The organism is Aporhodopirellula aestuarii (genome assembly GCF_023701485.1).
Classification (GTDB): Bacteria; Planctomycetota; Planctomycetia; order Pirellulales; family Pirellulaceae; genus Rhodopirellula; species Rhodopirellula aestuarii.
The window spans coordinates 90430-108797 of the sequence record NZ_JAMQBK010000031.1 but is presented as its reverse complement, the minus strand read 5'-3'; the positions used below and the strand labels follow the sequence as shown (position 1 = coordinate 108797).

Here is an 18368-nt window from a genome sequence, read left to right as displayed (position 1 = left end):
TTCAACCGGGCACGCAGACGATGTCTGCCAACGACACGTGCGCGATCACGTGACGGCCTGCGGGCCCAATCTCGAGCGGGGACGAGACCGTTAAGACGAGTTCACGATCCGCATCAACGGATATGCTTGCGAGCCATCTGCCGGCGACAAAGCGAGATGACAAAACGGTTGCCGCCAAGCGCCATTGACCGTCGCAAATGTCTCCATCGCGATCAGAAACGTCCGTCTGCAGCGCGAGGCGTATGTGTTCGGGACGTACGATGAAGGTCGATGAATCATGGCAACCCGGGAGTGCTTGAACTAACTGATCATAGCGATCTGCTAGCATCGCCCGGACTTGATTCCCGGCGATCATGTTCGCCGGTGGTGTGCCAATGGCTTTGGCGACATCGAGTGATTGTGGCTTTCGATAGATGTCGTCGGGCGTTCCTGATTGCAACACCCGGCCTCCGCCGAGCACCACAATCCGATCGGCCAATCGCATCGCCTCTTCGCCATCGTGCGTGACATGCACGACCGAAGTCTGAGAACACCCACCACCCCGTTCTCGCGGAAAATCCGCCAGCAGCGAAATCAGGTCCTCTCTCATCATCGTATCGATTGCCGCGAAAGGCTCGTCGAGCAGACAGACGGCGGGCTGTCGCAGCAACGCCTTCGCCAACGCCGCCCGCCGCAACTGCCCACCACTGATTTCATCGGGCCGACGCTGCAGCAAACCGCCAATGTTCAATCTTTGCGCCAATTCCAATACCGGATCACCGCTCTGGTGCTTCTTCACCGGTGACCTGTCACAAGCCAATTCGAGGTTCTTTCGCAGGTTCCAGTGTGGATACAGACGATCGTCTTGGAACAAAATCGAGACGTCACGATCCTTGGGGGAAACCCGGTCGAGCGATCGCGATGCGAGCTTCACGTCACCGGAATCGGGACGAACCAATCCCGCAATGATCTGCAGCAGCGTGCTTTTGCCGCAGCCACTCGGGCCGAGCACCACGAGGTACTCGCCCTCGCTGACATCCAGGTTCAATCCATCGAGAACGCACTCGCGGCCAAAGGATTTCCGAATCCCCCGCAATGTCAAATACGACGCAGGGACTGGTTGCGCCGAGTTTGGTGGTACCGGGCCGACATCGGTCACGGTGACATCAACCGATCAAACAGACTCCGATTGGACTGACGAGCTTTGTCACAACGGTCAACGATCTCACTAGGATCCGTTGCCTCTAACAAGTCAGCCAATTGCTTCATCGCCAAGGTGTCCGCACCACCGTCGGCCGACAATGGCAACTCGTGTCTTGCAGTCGTGCCGATGAGCCGCAGCTTTGCTTCGACCGTTCGCAGGTAGCGATAGTTTTCGATCAGCGTGTCCGCATCCTCTCGATCGTAAACGCCCGCTTCGGCAAGGTCCTTGAGCGCCGCCACGATACCGGTCGCGATCTTAGGCGAATCCGGGTGGGACGATTTCAACACGCCCGCTGCGACGATGCACTGAACATCCACGGTGCCACCGATCCCGCGTTTGAGATTTCCCGGCGTGGCGGTCGATTCGCTGCGATGTCGCAATGCCTTCATTTCAGTGAAGTGGCTGTCTCGCCACGGGGTTTGCTCAATCGCTTTGCGGATCGTCATCTCAGCAAGATCGATCGCTTTGCGCGAGCCCGCGCATGGTCTCGCTTGGCACAATGCCACCCGCTGCCACAACGGAGCCCCGCCGTGCCGAAACGGTTTCGCGAACTGTTCAATCGAATGCGTCAGAACGGTCTCATCGGCTCCGCCCGCGAATGGCAAATCAATTTCGTACAACCGCTCGGTCTGCGAATCGATTTTCTGAACCACAGCCCGCGCGAGCTGGTTAAAGAACTGCCGATTCGAAAGCGTTGTTCGTGGGCCGCCCACTCTCCGCTTGGTTTCGCCTTCCGCAGTGTAAAGGAAGGTCAGGTCGAGGTCGCTGTGATAGTTGGTTTCCCGTCCGCCGAATTTGCCCAACGCCACGGCAACCATCTCTACGGGCTTGCCATTTTTGTCAATCGGGTCGCCAAATCTCGCGGCCAGCTTCTCGTGTTCGCTTTCGATCACCCGGCGCAAGCAAGCATCGGCGGTATCACTGAGCGACTCCCCGATCGCGTCCACTGATTCTTTACCTAGAAAATCGCGAACACCGATCATCAGGTGACATCCGGCTTTAAAGGTCTGCAGGATCGGCTGCAGATCGTCGGCCGACTGGCACAACCGAATCGTCTGCATATCGAGACGCTCCGCCCGTGGCAATCGATCCATGATCAATGAATCCACGAGTTCATCGATCATGCCGGGGTTGCCGATCAAGATTTCAGTCAGATACGGCGCTAAAGAACACAACCGGATCATCAATGACAACGTTGCCCGATTCGTACCGAGCAGTTCCCACAATGTCGCCTTGGCACCGATCGAATCGGTCACTTCAACGAGTCGTGCCAACGTCTGATCCGGCGCCGGCGTCATGGCGATCTCTCGCAACAGCGCGGGAGCCACTCCCGCAAAAAAGTGTCGACATCGACGGGGCGATAAGAACGACACCGTCTCGTGGCTCAGTGCGGACAGGTTGTCGATAGCTCGGTCAGTCTGTTTAAGCCCGTGCCCTCGTAGCACTTCCCGGTAGGTATCGAGATCGGGATCGGGGTCAAGAATCAATTCGGTTTCGATTTCGACGACATCGGCGTCGTCATTGTCAGCGATGCTGGGCTCGGCTGTCTCCACGGAAGCGTCTGAGGACGCGATCGGCTGGGCCGCAACATCCTGCACCATCAAGTGATTGATGATCTTTCGATTGACTTCGAATGTTTCCGAAAGCAACTGTTCGAACCGTACGCGGTCACCGTGAGTCAGTGCTCCGCCGCGGGTTCCCGAGTCACTCGATAACCGCACGCCGAGCCGCCACGCCAACCGCGTGCGAACGGCGTCGTCATCGGGTAAGTGCGTGACACGATGATCGAATAAGACAGCGAGATGATGCTCGAGTCGACACAATCGAGCGTGGTTTTCCGAGAGGATCGAGGCTTCTTGCTGAGTCAAGCAACCATGACGATTCAGCGCCGCGATCGCGTCGAGCGTGCTGGTGACGCGAACCTCCGGTAGTTCTCCGCCGTGCAAAAGCTGCAGGAACTGGATTGTCAACTCGATGTCTCGCCGTCCACCAGGGCAGTCGGCGATCGGCGTGCCGTTCTCGGCATCGGCAGACAGGGCACGTTTTTCGAGCTTGCGGCGTAAGACGCGGATATCGGCAATCTCGCTCCTGCTGAGCAAGCGGTGGTAGACCCAAGGTTCAATCCGTTGCAGGAACTTTTCGCCGAGATCGCGGTCCCCCGCCGCCACGCGCGCCTTGACGAATGCGAGCCGATCAAATGTTTGATTCTCTCGCTCAAAATACGCGGCCGCATCAACCGCATCGTGAAAATCAATTAAACGCGACGATGTGTCACCACTACGAGTGAGGTCGCTTAGTCGTTGGGTATCGTGTCCCGTAACATCTTCGCCAGGTTGAGGGACAAAACGCAGGTTGATCGATACGACGGGACCGCGATTGGACCCGAGTAATTTGATCAGCCCGGCGGCGACTTGCCGGTTGAATTTGAGATGGCTTTCGTTCTTGCGGTCGATTTGATCGCATAGCAACAGTAGATCGAGCGGGGAATCGTAGCCGATCTCTTCGCCGCCGTAATTGCCCAACGCGATGATCGTGTATTTCGGTTCGGAGCCGTCAATCCGCTGCGGGTACTTCAGCCGCGACGCTGTTTGCTCGATCGTAAAATCGAGCGCCGTCGAGAGCACCGCATCGGTCAGGTGGCTGATTTGCCTTGCCGCACGATCGGGTGGCAACCCGCGGACAAACTCACCGTAGGCGATCCGCAACATTTCGCGGCCCGCGTAACGCCGAATTGCGATCGCCGCACGCGGGATCGAGGCGATATTCCGTAATTCGCTGGCCAACTCATCACTGAGCAACTCCCGAGAAGCCGGGCGTCCGTCACTGGCGCGGAGGAGATCGAAGCTCTCGGGGTCACCAATAAGAAGTTCGGCGACCGCGTTGCTCGTCGAAAGCACTTGGAGCAGCGACGGCAGTGCTTGCGGGTCACGCTCAAAAAGGGCCAACAATGAAGTCGGGCTCCGGGACACGCCGATAAATCGGGACAGTAATCGGACCCCATCATCGGGCGAATCGATCGAACCGAGATGGTCGTGGAGGGCCTGCCACAGATTGGCGAGCAGGTCCTGCGAGGCCCCGCTGGCGGCGATTTCCTTCAACGCGCGGAGCGACTCCGGTGCATCGACAAATATCGAATCGTCGAGCGGGTGATAGTCGTTCCAAGGATTCACAGAGTTCACCATTGTCGGTCCCTGAGGGCAAGCGGCTTCATCAGGATACGCCCCGTCGCGTGCCGCCGCAGGCTCTCTCTGACAGAGATTTGAAAGCAAATTCGTCCGGTCATCGCTATCGGGAACTTTCCACGCTCAGGAGGAGTCTAACGGGTCAACGGCGGAAATCCGTCAATACACCCAAATGACGGGAAACGCAGCTCCAAATCGATTCGAGAATCGCGAATCACCAGAGTACAAACCACCACGAATCGGAGTTTAAACGGGCAGAAGAGATTGGTGTAGCCGAGTCGATTTTCACAATGAAACCCTCGCTTTTTCAGATGCACCACGAAACCTGACCTACTTTTTGGCATGCGAGGACGGGGGGAACGTCATGAGCATCAAATGATGGACGTTGAGACGAGTCGGGAGAATTCATCAGATGTTGCGTAGAGGCAGCATGATGATGAATGGACGCCACATGTCTCGCCGCATGCTTCTCCGCCCTGCGGGCAAGTTTTCTTGCCTAACCTCTTTCGTGATAACAACTTGTAATGATTTACGCTTTGCCCCAATCGCTTGATGGCACTGACCGTGCTTGGTTCGTTCCCTCGCACCGCTCTGAGAATCATCCGGGAACCGAGGAAAGCATGATGGGCAAAAAATTCAGCAGTCGCAGTTTACAGGACGACGCGTTTGACGCCGAGGATTCGATTTCCCGACGTTCCCGCACGATGGGACAAGAGTTCTCAGACGCGATCTCTGATGATTCCGACCTTGCCGTCCTCTCCGAAGACGACTTGCTCGCCCGCCGTGAGGAAATGCCCAACGATCCGACCGAAGATCCGGTTCGCATGTATTTGATGCAAATGGGACAAATCCCCTTGCTCACCCGCGACCAAGAAGTCTCCGCCGCGGTGCAAATTGAAGCCACGCGTGACCGCTACCGGCACTGCATGATGGCAACCGATTTCATGCTGCAGGCCGCCCTCAAATTGCTGCAACAGGTCCGCGACAAACAGTTGCGTTTGGATCGCACGATCGAAGTCAGCGTGACGAACGCGTCTGAGAAGAAGGCGATCATGAAACGGATCGTCCCGAACACGCGAACACTCGGCCATCTGCTCGCTCAAAACCGCGGTGATTTTCTCGTCGCGATCAACAAATCGATGCCGATGCGCCGCCGGCGTGCCGCATGGCGAAACCTCGTCATCCGCCGCAACAAAGCGGTGCGGTTGGTTGAAGAGATGAATCTGCGGACCAACAAGCTTCAGCCCATCTTTGAAAAACTTCGTCGCAGCGCCCTTCGCATGATTGAGATCCGCGAGATCCTTTCGTCACCTGATCGGCTCGCACTCGCGGGAATGCCGTCGGCCGATGATTTGCGTAGCGAACTGCGTTGCCTGATGCGGTTGACCTACGAGACGCCCCGCACGCTGCAACGCCGCGTCGAACGCTGCGATACGCTGCGGGACGACTACGATGCCGCCAAACGCGTGCTTTCGGCGGGTAACCTTCGCCTCGTTGTCTCGATCGCCAAAAAATACCGCAACCGTGGACTCTCATTCCTGGACCTGATCCAAGAAGGCAACACGGGTTTGATGCGGGCGGTGGATAAATTCGAACATGCCCGCGGATACAAATTCAGCACCTATGCGACGTGGTGGATTCGCCAAGCGATCACCCGTGCGATCGCAGATCAGAGCCGAACAATCCGTGTGCCGGTCCACATGATCGACACCATGAACAAGATCCGCCAAATCACGCGAGACCTCGTTCAAGAACATGGACGCGAGCCCACCCCGGAAGAGGTTTGTGCCCGCAGCGGATTGTCGCTCGATGACACCCGCGTGATTTTGAAAATGAGCCGTCAGCCGCTGTCGCTCGACCAACCCGTTGGCGATCACGAGGACAGCGCCTTTGGCGAGTTTTTGCAAGACCACCGGGACCAGGATCCGTTGGTGGAAACCAACCGCGAAGCACTCAAACGCCAGATCGATTTGGCGATGGAAACGCTGAACTACCGTGAACGAGAAATCCTTCGCCTGCGTTACGGCCTTGCCGATGGTTACACCTACACGCTCGAGGAAGTCGGTCGCATTTTCCAAGTGACCCGCGAACGGGTGCGTCAAATCGAGAGCAAGGCGGTCCGCAAACTGCAACAGCCCTATCGAGCAAAATCGCTCGTCAGTTTCCTCGATGGAGCTGAGTTGATGGTTTTCGAAAGCAGCGAAGCGATTTAGGAATGTCGGGGTCTCCCCGTTTGCCGACTCAGGCAGTGATGCCTATGCTGGGCATGCGGCGGAGTCGGCGTTTCGAGCACGTTCGGGCCCGGCCAACGCCGCGAATCCACCTCTCGTGCTCGCCCCTACCTGAGATAACGCCATGCCTTTGTTCGAAATCGAAACCGACGCTCACATTATCATCACCTGGGCCGACGACGAATCCTCCGCACAGGACGTTGTCGACGACGCGTATCCCGAAGACGAAGTGCTGCGAATCACCAAGCGGCCACGTGATTCCTGGGTCATCAGCAAAGGTGCCCTGGGATTGACCGACCGCACGCTGGATCCGTGCATGATTGCTCGTGATTGCCTCAGCAAATCGGCCGGCGACAAGGTCAACGCGATCCGGTTGTACCGAATGGAAACCGGTTGCGACGTCGACCAAGCCCGTCGGGCGATCGAGTCGAACATGGTGATGGGATGGTAGCCACGCTCACCCGAGCGTGGTCACTAATCGGAAGCGTTGTGCGAGCATCTGCAGCGCTGCACCACCACGGCGACGCGGCGAGCGATCGCCCCAATCTTTCGAACCGCCCGCTGTTCGATGGACGAGGCACCGACCATCGGTTTTGGGTGCTCGCGATCGTCCTATTGCCGCTCATCGTGGGCTGCGATGGATGCCGCATGAACGAAACCGTCGATGAGGAAGCCAAGAAGCTCGAGCAGCTTCAGCCACCTTTTTCAACGGTTCCAGCAAAAGCCTATCCGCTCTCGCGACCGGACGCCGGTAACGGTGGATTCCCCGACGGTTCCGTCAAACCGGGACACTGGACGAGCGTCGAACTTTCAATCCGCAGCAACCGCGAAGACCGCCGCGGTGTCGTGCAAACGCGTGCCGAAGTCGGCCGCACCGAAGTCACATTTGAAAACGAGCTGGAACGCGAACTCCCCGAACTGGATTCTGCCAAATCATTCGCCGTTCGGCGCCCCGCCGTTTTGCCCAAGGGACAACGTCGCCGGCTCGACACGCGACTGCTCGTTCCCAATCGTGGGGCTAAGACCATTGATGCCATCCGTTTTGGCGGGGAATTCATTGCCAACGATTCATCCGGTCGTTTGGATTTGAATCCGTCTCGGTTTGCCGCGATGCTTCCTCAGACGTATTTCTTCGTCATCCTGACCGATCGACCGGAACGGTTCACCCGACTGCAAACGTCCAACTGGGTCACCCCGTTTCGCAGCGAACAATCGTTCTCCCAAAGTCGCGACAACTACCGCATCGTCATTCCGCCCACGCAGGGCGTCCTACCGATCGCGGAAACCGCACTCGACTGGACTTCGACGGCGGTCCTGTTGTGGGACGATGTTCCGGTTACCGCCCTGACCATAACGCAGCGGACCGCCATTCTCGATTGGTTACATTTCGGCGGGCTGCTGATCGTCAACGGTCCGTCCGGTGTGGACTCACTGTCGGATCGAATGTTCCAGGACCTCTTACCGATCGAAACGAGTGGGGTCGAAGAACTCGACATCGAGGCGGCGCAGCAATTCGTTCGGTCGCATAACATCCACACGGATGTATCCATCGCATCGGTGGCTGAGAACATCGCGAAGAACTCCTCTCAAGTTTCCGTTGCGGGCGAAAAGCGTGCTCACGCCACGGAGATCGGCGAAGGCGGGCTGCTCGTCGAACAACGCGTCGGACGCGGTCGCATCGTCCAGTCCCGCGTCGACTTAATGAGCGAGTGGCTGACCGAGTGGCGATCCTACGACGGCTTCGTCAACTCGGCGATCCTCGCACGACCACCCCGCGTTTTTCACCTGGGAAATCCAGACAGGTTTATAAACAACGCCGCGGCGTCGATGCCGCTCGATCCAACGACGCTGGTCCCCAAAGAGGATGTGCAGGCGGGGCTGGCGGGTTTGCCGCCGGTTCACCAAACGTTCGTGGGTGTCGAAACCGAAACGGTTCATCCGTCGATCAACACCGGGGTTCGTTTTTTTTCGCGTGACGCCAAAATGCCTGCGATTGCAAAGCCCGCGGAACCGGTTCGATCTAACGAAGAAGATGAGGCAGTTCGCGTCAACGATGTCTCCGCGGTGGCTGAGTCCACTTCGCAAAACGACCTGCCACAGACGCCCGTTTCATCGTTGGCACCGTGGATTTGGGACGACGCATGGCCGCATCCGGTCAGTGGTTTAGGTGGTTGGAAGAATGACAGCCCGATGGTTGCGTTGGGCCGTGACACGCTCCGCCACGAGATCGGTGTGACAATCCCCGACTCCTCGCTGGTCTTCCGCAGCCTGCTGATTTATCTGATCGTCCTGATCCCCGTCAATTACTTCGTATTCCGGTTATTGGGGCGATTGGAGTGGGCTTGGCTCGCCGTCGTCCCGCTGGCAATTCTTGGTGCTTTGTGGGTCGCGCGGGCCGCCCAACTCGACGTCGGTTTTGCCCGCAGTCGCAACGAGGTCGCCTTGCTCGAATTGCCAAAAGACTACTCGCGAGGGCACCTGACTCGCGTGATCGGTTTGTACAACTCGTTGGCGAGTCGCTACCGCGTTGACTTTGCCACGCCGGATGCCGCGATCGACGTGATCCGCACACGACGATCGCAGGGAGAAGGTGACACCAATCTATTTGGTAACGTTGAGCCGGAAATGGATTTCGGATTCGAGGCCGGCCCCTCGCTCGACAACATCTCGGTCGGTAGTAACTCGTACGGAATCGTGCACACCGAACAGATCATTGATATCGACGGCGCCATACGAGTGCAAGTTTCTGCATCGGAGGAAGCGGAGTCGAGCGATTCACTCACTTCGGTTGATCAGGCCTACCTCGTTAACGAGTCCTCGCTCGAATTGCTCGACGCGTTTGTGGTGGAAAGAAGTATCGACGGATCAAGCTCGATCGCGAGCATGGGGACGCTGTCTTCAGAAAGCCGTAAGCCGATCCGCCTGCGGCCGGAAAACAGCGTCACCGTACCCGGCGACTTGCCGATGGGGATGACCGACTGGATGCAGCGTCTGATCACCCCGGGCATGATTCAGCCAGGATCTGCGAGGCTTGTCGCTCGCGTAGAACAACCTCTCGGTGAGTTAACGATTACACCGAATTGCAAACAGGTGCGTGCGCAAACCCTCGTCCTCGTGCACCTGTCCATGACGCCGCGTCCCAAAGCAGTCCAGGATGCCAACATGGTCAGTGATTTAGTTCGCAAATCAGGCAATTCGACGAGGGCGAAAGCGGCAGCCCCCTGATCGCGGCACGCAGTGTCTTTTGGGGGCGTCGTCGCGTTTCCGACCGTCACCGAGTGCGTTGCGTGCGGCCGGTGTGTGGGTTAAACAGGAGCGGGAAACGGCCTCCCGAAACCGATCTCGATCGAGCCGGTCACGTCAACATTTATTGCTGAATCAAAGAACACACCATGATCACGCTCGAAGGTTTCGGCAAAGACTACGGCGAATTCACAGCCGTTGATAGCATTCATTTGCAAATCGAAGCGGGAGAGACGTTTGGATTCATCGGTCCCAACGGGGCGGGCAAAAGCACGACGATCCGGTTCCTTGCCACGCTGCTCAAAGCCACCCGCGGACGCGGGGAGGTGGCTGGGTTTGACGTGATGGGTGACCCCATGGGGGTGCGTCGTTCGATCGGTTACATGCCCGACAATTTCGGCGTCTACGACGGGATGCGGGTCTGGGAATTCCTAGATTTCTTTGCCGTCGCCTACGGGATCGCTCGGACGGCTCGCGGCCCGATCATCGACAATGTGCTCGAACTGTTGGACCTCGGGCACAAACGCGATGATTTTGTGAACGGTCTTTCGCGGGGGATGAAACAGCGGTTGTGTCTGGCGAAAACGCTCGTTCACGATCCGCCTGTGTTAATTCTCGATGAACCCGCCAGCGGTCTCGATCCGCGGGCCCGTGTCGAAGTCAAAGCGTTGCTCAAGGAACTTCGGCGGATGGGCAAAACGATCCTGATCAGCAGCCACATTCTGACCGAGCTGGCGGACTGTTGCACCTCCATCGGGATTATCGAGCGGGGGCAGTTGCTGATGCACGGACCGATCGATTCGGTGTACCGCCAAATCCGCCGAAACCGCATGGTGGAGATTTCTTTTACCGAAAATGAGGATGCGGGCATTTCGATCCTCCGCAGCAGCCCGGCGCTGCGAGACTTGGAAATTCGTCCTGACCGAGTGATCGCTGAGCTCGAGACCGACGATGCGGGACTGGCTCAGCTGCTTGAGTACCTGATTCAGCAAGGCGTCAAGATGCGATCGTTTAATGATCGTGATCCGACGCTCGAGGACGTCTTTATGACCGTCACCCAGGGACTGGTCAGCTAACTGGTCGAGGGGCGTGGAAAGTCCTAAACTGGCTAGTGGGTGAATGCCGGCGCAGGTGAGGCTCATCTTCATCGGCCGGTCGCAATCCGATCCGACGCACAGGCCCACGTTTCTCCTCTACCCTCAATCAAGCTGAATCCACATGTCAACGACGCCCGCGCCCGCTGCCCCCGATTCCCCTCGTGTCCAAACCGCCATCGCCCATGTCGAGCAGGCTCGACAGGAGGAACGAATCACGGCCGGTGCGGCGGAAAACATCCGCTGTTGGTTAACCGAAGAACGTTATCGCGAATATCGGGAGAGCGTGCTGCGGCATATCGATGAAGAGCAATGGCAGAAACTCGATGACGTTTTCTGGACGATCATCCCGTTCGGCACCGGTGGCCGCCGGGGGCGGATGTACGAAATCGGATCCAACGCGATCAACGATCGCACTATCGGTGAAAGTGCTCAAGGTCTCGCTGATTACGTCGTCAAATATCACGGCGGAAAGAAACCGCTGTCGTGCGCAATCGCCTACGACACCCGCCATCGTTCACGTCATTTCACCGAGTTGTGCGCCGAAGTGATGGTCGCTGCTGGCATCAAGGTTTACTTGCTCGACGATTATCGCGCCACGCCTCAACTGTCGTTCGCCGTTCGCTACTTGGAGTGCGATTGCGGCATCATGGTCACCGCCAGCCACAATCCGCCAAGCGACAACGCCGTCAAAGTGTATTGGTCCAGCGGCGCGCAAGTTTTGCCCCCGCACGATAAAGCGATCATCGACGGCGTGATGAGTTGCCAAGAAATCAAACGAGCGAACTTCGAACAAGCGTTGAAAGACGGCCAAATCGAAATCGTCACCGACAAGATCGATGCCGCTTTCCTCGATGCCGCTGCAGCATGCGGAACTCCCGGGCCACGCGAAGTGCGAGTTTTGTATTCGCCGCTGCATGGCGTCGGTGAGGCTGCCGTCGTGCCGCTGTTGGTCCGGGACGGATTCGAAAGCGTCACGGTTTACGAACCGCATCGACAGCCCAGCGGCGATTTCCCGAACGTCCCCGGCCACGTTTCCAACCCTGAGAACACCGCCGTCTTCGAAAAACCAATCGAACAGGCTCGCATCGAGGGATTCGATCTGGTTCTAGCGACGGATCCCGATTGCGACCGACTCGGGATCGCCGCTCCTCTGTCGACCGACACTGCGGGAGAATGGGGCACGTTTACCGGGAATCAAATCGCCGCCTTGTTGGCCAATTACGTGCTCGATAAGTCAGCCGCAGCCGGCAAGATCAGCGAGCGTTCCTACGTGGTAAAGACGTTGGTCACGACGGAGCTTGTCCGCCGCATTGCCGCCGCACATGACGTCCGATGCGTGGGCGACCTGCTGGTCGGATACAAATACATCGCTGAGGCGATGGACCGCGAAGGCCCTGAGGATTTTCTCTACGGATGTGAAGAATCGCACGGTTACCTGGTCGGCACCTACTCGCGTGACAAAGACGGTGCCGTCGCCTGCATGTTGGCCAGCGAATTGGCGGCTGATCTGAAGGCCAAAGGTCAGTCGATGCATGATCACCTCGGTGAATTGTACAAACGCCACGGATACCATCGCGAAAACCTGATCAACGTTTTCATGGAAGGCAGCGAAGGGATGGCCGCAATGAAATCACTCATGAAAGCGTTTCGCGAAGCACCTCCCAAGAGCCTCGGGGGAATGCCGATCAAGCAAGTTCGTGATTATCAAAACCAAACCGTCACGGCCATTTCCGATACGCCTGAGACCTCACCGCTCGACGGGCCAGTCGGGAACATGGTCATCATGGACATGGAAGAAGAGGGCAACTACGTCGCCGTCCGGCCAAGTGGTACCGAGCCAAAAGTGAAGTTTTACATCTTCACTCGACTCGAAGCCGCGGAGTCGCAGGACCTAGCAGTCGCCAACACAAAGCTGGCCGATCGCATCCGAGCGATCGAAGACGATGTCCGCGACTTCGCCCGAGTCAGCGTGGCCTAAGCTACCAGAGCGTTGATCGGGTCGACCATTGAATCAATGGTCGACCGATTACTCCGCGTGAGCGGAGGTCTGATTTCGAAAGCGTCGGTTCAGCCGAGTGATCCGACGTCTGCCCACAACGGCCTATTCAGCCGCCTCAAAACCGCGTTTTCTCAGCAACGCGGCGGTGTCAACGTCACGGCCTCGAAACGCTCGATACGTTTCCGCCGGATCGATCGTGTTGCCAACGCTGAGCACATGGTCTCGCAGTTTGTTCGCGACACCTTCGTCGAAATAGCCACCCTCGGATTGTTCGAACATCTCAGCGGCATCAGCCGTCAACGCGTCACTCCACAGATAGCTGTAATAGCCCGCTGAGTACGCATCGCTGCTGAACAGGTGGCTGAAGTGCGGCAGTCGGTGTCGCATCGGCAATTCGCTGGGCATCCCGATCGCATCGAGCTGTTCGCGTTCGAACTCCTTGATGTCGACTTCCTTAGCGTCCGCCGCGTGCAGTTTCATGTCGAGGATTGCACACGCGAGATATTCGGTCGTTTCGAATCCGCTGTTGAACTTCGACGAACGCTGAATCTTCTCTAGCAAGTCCGCCGGCATCGGCTCACCGGTTTCGTAGTGAGTCGCGAATTTGCTGAGGACATCCGGAGTCGATAGCCAGTGTTCCAGAATCTGCGACGGGAACTCAACAAAGTCGCGGGCCACATTGGTACCCGATTGCGAAGGGTATCGAACGCGGCTGGACAGTCCGTGGAGGGCGTGGCCGAACTCATGGAACAGCGTCGTCGCGTCGTCCCACGAGATCAAGATCGGACCATCTCCGGAGGATGGGATGAAGTTGCTGTTATTCGAAACGATCGGCGTGCTCACGGGAATATTACTCTCGCCAGCGGCGAGCCCGATGCCGGATTGCTCGCGGTAATCGGTCATCCACGCTCCGCTTCGTTTGCCTTCGCGGGCAAACGGATCGAGGTAGAACAAACCGACGTGGTCGCCATGACGCGTGACTTCATAAACGGTGACGTCGGGATGGAACGTCGGCAGTCCCGAGACCCGTTCAAACTGCAAGTCGAACAGCCGAGAGGCGCAGTACATCATCGCCTCACGCATCTTGTCGAGTTGCAAATACGGACGGACTTCGGCCATATCGAGATCGTATTTTTCTTTACGAACCTTCTCCGCATAAAAGCGATAGTCCCACGGTTCGATCTTGATCTTGGGGGTGCCGGCGGCTTCGGCTTCCGCGTCGGCAATCCGCTGCATGTCGGCGACTTCATCGGCAACTCGTGCGACCGCAGGACGCCATACCTTCATCATCAGGTCCATCGCCGCTTCGGGCTGGGCGGCCATCGTGGATTCCATTCGCCAATGTGCGTGCGAAGGATAGCCGAGCAAATCGGCACGCTGGTCACGGAGATGCAATATCTCTCGGATGATGTTTTTGTTGTCGTACTCATCCCCGTTGTCACAGCGATAATAGAAGTTTCGCCAGACGATCTCGCGCAGTTCGCGGTTTTCCGCGTAAGTCAAAAAGGGGTCCATCGACGAACGCGTGTTGGTGACCGCATAAGCTGCCTTCCCGCCCTTTTCCTTCGCGGCCGCCGCCATGGAGTCGATTGTTGAATCAGACAATCCAGCGAGGTCATTGCGGTCATCGATCCAAGTGACGTGTCGCTTTTCTTCCTCGAGCACACTTTGATTGAAATCGGTGAACAGACGAGCGAGTCTGGCGTTGATCTGCGACAGCTTCGCCTTGTCTTCTTCCGAAAGACGAGCTCCCATCCGGATGAAATCTTTGTACGTCTCATCGAGCAGACGCTTCGCATCGTCTTCCAGCTCAACGGTTTGCGTTTCGAAAACGTCTTTGTGAACCGATTCGATCCGTGCAAACAGCTTTCGGTTTTGCGTGATCGAGTCGGCGTACGCAGAGAGCTTGGGGCTGACCGAGCGCTCGATATCTGGAATTGGCCCGACGTTCAGGTTCGAGGCGTGCACATCGAATACGGTTTCTAGCCGATCGAGCATTTTGCCCGCGGTCTCAAGCGCCAGCAGGGTGTTCTCGAACGTCGGTGGTTCGGGATTATCGGCGATCGCTTCGATCTCACGCTTGGCTGCGTCGATGGCAAAGTCAAACGCGGCGGTGAACTCGTCGACCCGAACACTCTTGAACGGTGGGACGCCGCCATACGGTCCGGTCCAGGGAGCCAGCAGCGGAGATTCCATCACGGTTTCAGAAGAGGCGGTCACGAGAGGCTCATTGGGTGCGGATGAAGCGGTTGGTGCCGCCGCCGCCAAAACGCCGGCCGACAACATCAGAAACGAGGTGCGAAAAAGAGACTTCATTTAATGAACTCGCGAGACTTTAGCAGCTCGACAATCGCGTCCGCACATTCGCTAATCGAGGACGACGACGCATCAACGACGAGGTCCGGTGATTCCGGTGCTTCGTATTCGGCGGTGACGCCGGGGAAGTTCAGCAATTCGCCCGCGTCTGCTTTCGCGTACTGTCCCTTCGTATCGCGTTGACGGCAGACTTCCAGAGGTGTGGCGACGTGGACGACGAGGTACCGCTCGCCGCCGATCAGTTTGCCAACCTTCTGCCGCACGTCTTCGGCGGGAGCGACCATCGAAGCGAGGCAAATCAAACCAGCGTCATTGAGCGTTTGAGCGACGTGACCACCGCGGCGCAGGTTTTCGCTTCGGTCTTCGGCGGTGAAGCCCAGGTCGAGGCTCAAACCGCGGCGAAGTTGCTCGCCATCAATGACGGCAACGGCGCGACCGGTATCAAACAGTTTGCGTTCGACTGATCGGGCGATCGAAGTCTTGCCGCTTCCGGTCAATCCGGTGAGTAGGACCGTGACGGGTTTCTGGCCAAACCGTGCGACACGGTCTTCCGCGGACACCGCAGAGACCTCGACGCTATCGTCTTGAGCCGCTGCTTCGATATCGTCATCCCAAACCGAGCGAGTCTTGCCGGTCGCACCGCGGTCAAGAACCATCCCCGCCGCAACGGTGGAGTTGGTGATACGGTCGATCAAGATAAACGCACCGGTGGATCGGTTGCGTCGATACGGGTCCATGTGAATCGGAGCGGACAGCTCGATCGCCACACGTCCGATCTCGTTTAGTTCGAGAGTCGGGGCGGGGGTCCGGTGCAACGTGTTGACGTCGACACGGTATTTCAATGTCTGAATGCTGCCGGGCAGCGTTTGCGTGGTGTGTTTGATCAGGTAGGTCTTGCCGGGCACCATGGCGTCTTCACCCATCCACACCAACATTGCCTCGACGCTCGCTTCGCTCCGGGGCAGGTTGCCGCTACGGACAATCATGTCACCACGGCTGGCATCGATTTCGTCTTCGAGCGTCAGCGTGATCGACAGAGGAGCGAACGCCTCTTCGAGTTCGCCTTCGTACGTGACGATCTGTTTGACCTTCGATTTCCGGCGGCTCGGTAGCACCATGATCTCGTCACCGGGGCGAATGATGCCTGAGGAGATCGTGCCGCAAAAACCACGGAAGTTCAGGTTAGGCCGGTTCACGTACTGCACCGGCATCCGGAAATCCTGCAGGTTGCGATCCGAACCGATGTAAACGGTTTCGAGGAAATTCATCAGCGTCGTCCCTGTGTACCACGACAACGACTCGCTGCGTTCGACCACGTTGTCGCCGTTGAGGGCGCTGATCGGGATGAAGTTCAGGTCCGGCAAATCGAGTCGCGCCGCAAAGGCTCGGTACTCGGTGCAAATCTCGTTGAAGCGGTCCTCGCTGTAGTCAACGAGGTCCATTTTGTTGATCGCAACCACGACGTGGCGAATGCCGAGCAACGAGACGATGAAAGAGTGACGGCGGGTTTGGGTGAGCACGCCATGCCGGGCGTCGATCAGGATGATCGCTAGGTCCGCCGTGCTCGCCCCGGTCGCCATGTTGCGCGTGTACTGCTCGTGGCCGGGGGTGTCGGCGATGATGAACTTGCGTTTCGCCGTGCTGAAGTAGCGGTAGGCAACGTCGATCGTGATGCCTTGCTCGCGTTCCTCTTTGAGGCCGTCCATAAATAGCGACGGATCGAACCCTCCGGCGACGGAACCTTGGCGAACCGAATCACTTTGGACTTTCGCGAGTTCGTCTTCGTAGACGAGTTTGGAGTCGTAGAGCAGACGCCCGATGAGCGTGCTCTTGCCGTCATCAACACTGCCACAGGTAATGAAACGCAGCAGTTGTTTCTGCTCGTGCTGTTTCAGGTAAGCGTCGATATCGGTTGCGATCAGATCTGATTGATGCGACATGGAAGAGAGCTTTTGGCGGTCAGCTATTAGCGTCTGGCTGCTAGCTGGAGTGGAGGGTAGACGGGTTCGAGGGGAGTTCGTCCGCTTTCTCGAGCGGTCGCGAACTGCTGTCAGCGAGAGACTGCCACTAGGTGGCTAGAAATAGCCACGTTCTTTTTTCTTCTGCATGCCGACGCCGCCTTCGTCTTGGTCAATGATGCGGCCTTGGCGTTCGCTGGTTCTCGTCAACAACATTTCCTGGATGACTTCCGGAAGCGTTGTGGCTTCGCTTTCGACGGCCCCCGAAAGCGGATAGCAACCGAGGGTGCGGAACCGAACCATCTTCGTCTCTTCGACTTCGCCGGGCAGCAATGGCATGCGGTCGTCGTCTCGCATCAGCAAAATCCCATCACGCCGCACGACTTTGCGAGGTGCCGAGAGATACAGCGGGACGATCGGGATGTTTTCCAGATGGATGTATTGCCAAACATCCAGTTCGGTCCAATTGCTCATCGGGAACACGCGAATCGATTCGCCTTTGTTGACCCGTCCGTTGTAGAGGTTCCACAACTCAGGTCGCTGGTTCTTGGGATCCCAGCGGTGTGCCTTGTCACGGAAGCTGAAGACACGCTCTTTGGCACGGCTTTTTTCTTCATCGCGACGAGCACCACCAAAGGCGGCGTCGAATTGGTATTTGTTGAGCGCCGCTTTCAATGCGTCGGTTTTCATCAATTCGGTGTGCCGCTCACTGTCTTCCCAAGGTGGGATATTGAGCTTCAGCCCTTCTTCATTGATGTGAACGAGAACATCCAGGCCGAGTTCACCGCGAACGTATTTTTCACGATGCTCGATCATGTCCTTGAATTTGTACGTCGTGTCGACGTGCAGCAGCGGGAAGGGCAACTTCGCGGGTGCGAACGCTTTGAGCGCCAGTCGCAGCAGGACCGCTGAGTCTTTGCCGATCGAATACAACATGACCGGTTTGTCGAACTCAGCGACAACTTCGCGGAAAATATGGATGCTCTCGGCCTCGAGCTGTCTCAGGTGGGTGAGGCTGTAGTCTGACATGGGAACCGTTGAGCCGGAGGCGAGTAATGTGGGTTGGAAACGATGTGTGGTCGGGACCGGGTTTCGTGCGGCATGGATTTGAGCGAAGTGGGGCTTTGGCCTCGAGCCAAACAGCACACTGCGCCCGTGT

At 57.6% G+C, this 18368-nt stretch carries 10 protein-coding genes; 5 read left to right on the top strand and 5 right to left on the bottom strand.

The genetic code is table 11. The annotated features are described in order from the left end of the window. Nucleotide 1: 1 nt before the first annotated feature. Both NB063_RS12140 and NB063_RS12135 read right to left on the bottom strand, forming a co-directional pair. Nucleotides 2-1138, bottom strand: coding sequence for an ABC transporter ATP-binding protein (locus tag NB063_RS12140; RefSeq protein WP_250928991.1), 1137 nt, complete (start codon nucleotides 1136-1138; stop codon nucleotides 2-4). Further along, the gene (locus tag NB063_RS12135) at nucleotides 1135-4365 is read right to left on the bottom strand and encodes a [protein-PII] uridylyltransferase family protein (protein ID WP_250928990.1); all 3231 of its coding nucleotides are present in this window, start codon (nucleotides 4363-4365) and stop codon (nucleotides 1135-1137) included. The genes NB063_RS12140 and NB063_RS12135 overlap by 4 nt, the downstream gene beginning before the upstream one ends. A 524-nt stretch (nucleotides 4366-4889) precedes the next feature. Here NB063_RS12135 and NB063_RS12130 point away from each other — a divergent pair. From NB063_RS12130 to NB063_RS12110, 5 genes are all read left to right on the top strand, one after another. After that, nucleotides 4890-6578, top strand: coding sequence for an RNA polymerase sigma factor RpoD/SigA (locus NB063_RS12130; protein ID WP_250928989.1), 1689 nt, complete (start codon nucleotides 4890-4892; stop codon nucleotides 6576-6578). Nucleotides 6579-6720: 142 nt separating this feature from the next. Then, on the top strand, nucleotides 6721-7047 hold the full coding sequence (locus tag NB063_RS12125; RefSeq protein WP_250928988.1) for a DUF6793 family protein: 327 nt from the start codon (nucleotides 6721-6723) through the stop codon (nucleotides 7045-7047). Nucleotides 7048-7085: 38 nt separating this feature from the next. Next, nucleotides 7086-9821 carry a hypothetical protein gene (locus NB063_RS12120; RefSeq protein ID WP_250928987.1) on the top strand — a complete coding sequence of 912 codons (2736 nt, stop codon included), beginning with the start codon at nucleotides 7086-7088 and terminating at the stop codon, nucleotides 9819-9821. 167 nt (nucleotides 9822-9988) lie between these two features. Further along, the gene (locus tag NB063_RS12115) at nucleotides 9989-10915 is read left to right on the top strand and encodes an ABC transporter ATP-binding protein (protein ID WP_250928986.1); all 927 of its coding nucleotides are present in this window, start codon (nucleotides 9989-9991) and stop codon (nucleotides 10913-10915) included. 142 nt (nucleotides 10916-11057) lie between these two features. Further along, complete coding sequence (locus NB063_RS12110; RefSeq protein WP_250928985.1) at nucleotides 11058-12914, top strand: phospho-sugar mutase; 1857 nt, start codon at nucleotides 11058-11060, stop codon at nucleotides 12912-12914. 123 nt (nucleotides 12915-13037) lie between these two features. Here NB063_RS12110 and NB063_RS12105 read toward each other — a convergent pair whose 3' ends face one another. The 3 genes from NB063_RS12105 to cysD all read right to left on the bottom strand — a co-directional run bounded on the left by NB063_RS12105 (nucleotide 13038) and on the right by cysD (nucleotide 18238). Continuing rightward, nucleotides 13038-15251: a M3 family metallopeptidase gene (locus tag NB063_RS12105; RefSeq protein WP_250928984.1), complete on the bottom strand. Its 2214-nt coding sequence runs from the start codon at nucleotides 15249-15251 to the stop codon at nucleotides 13038-13040. Further along, nucleotides 15248-17191 (bottom strand): sulfate adenylyltransferase subunit CysN, encoded by a 1944-nt coding sequence (gene cysN, locus NB063_RS12100; protein ID WP_250928983.1) that lies wholly within the window; start codon nucleotides 17189-17191, stop codon nucleotides 15248-15250. The genes NB063_RS12105 and cysN overlap by 4 nt, the downstream gene beginning before the upstream one ends. Nucleotides 17192-17326: 135 nt before the next feature. After that, a complete protein-coding gene (cysD, locus tag NB063_RS12095) occupies nucleotides 17327-18238 on the bottom strand; it encodes a sulfate adenylyltransferase subunit CysD (RefSeq protein ID WP_250928982.1) in 912 nt (303 codons plus the stop codon). Between the last annotated feature and the right edge of the window lie 130 nt (nucleotides 18239-18368).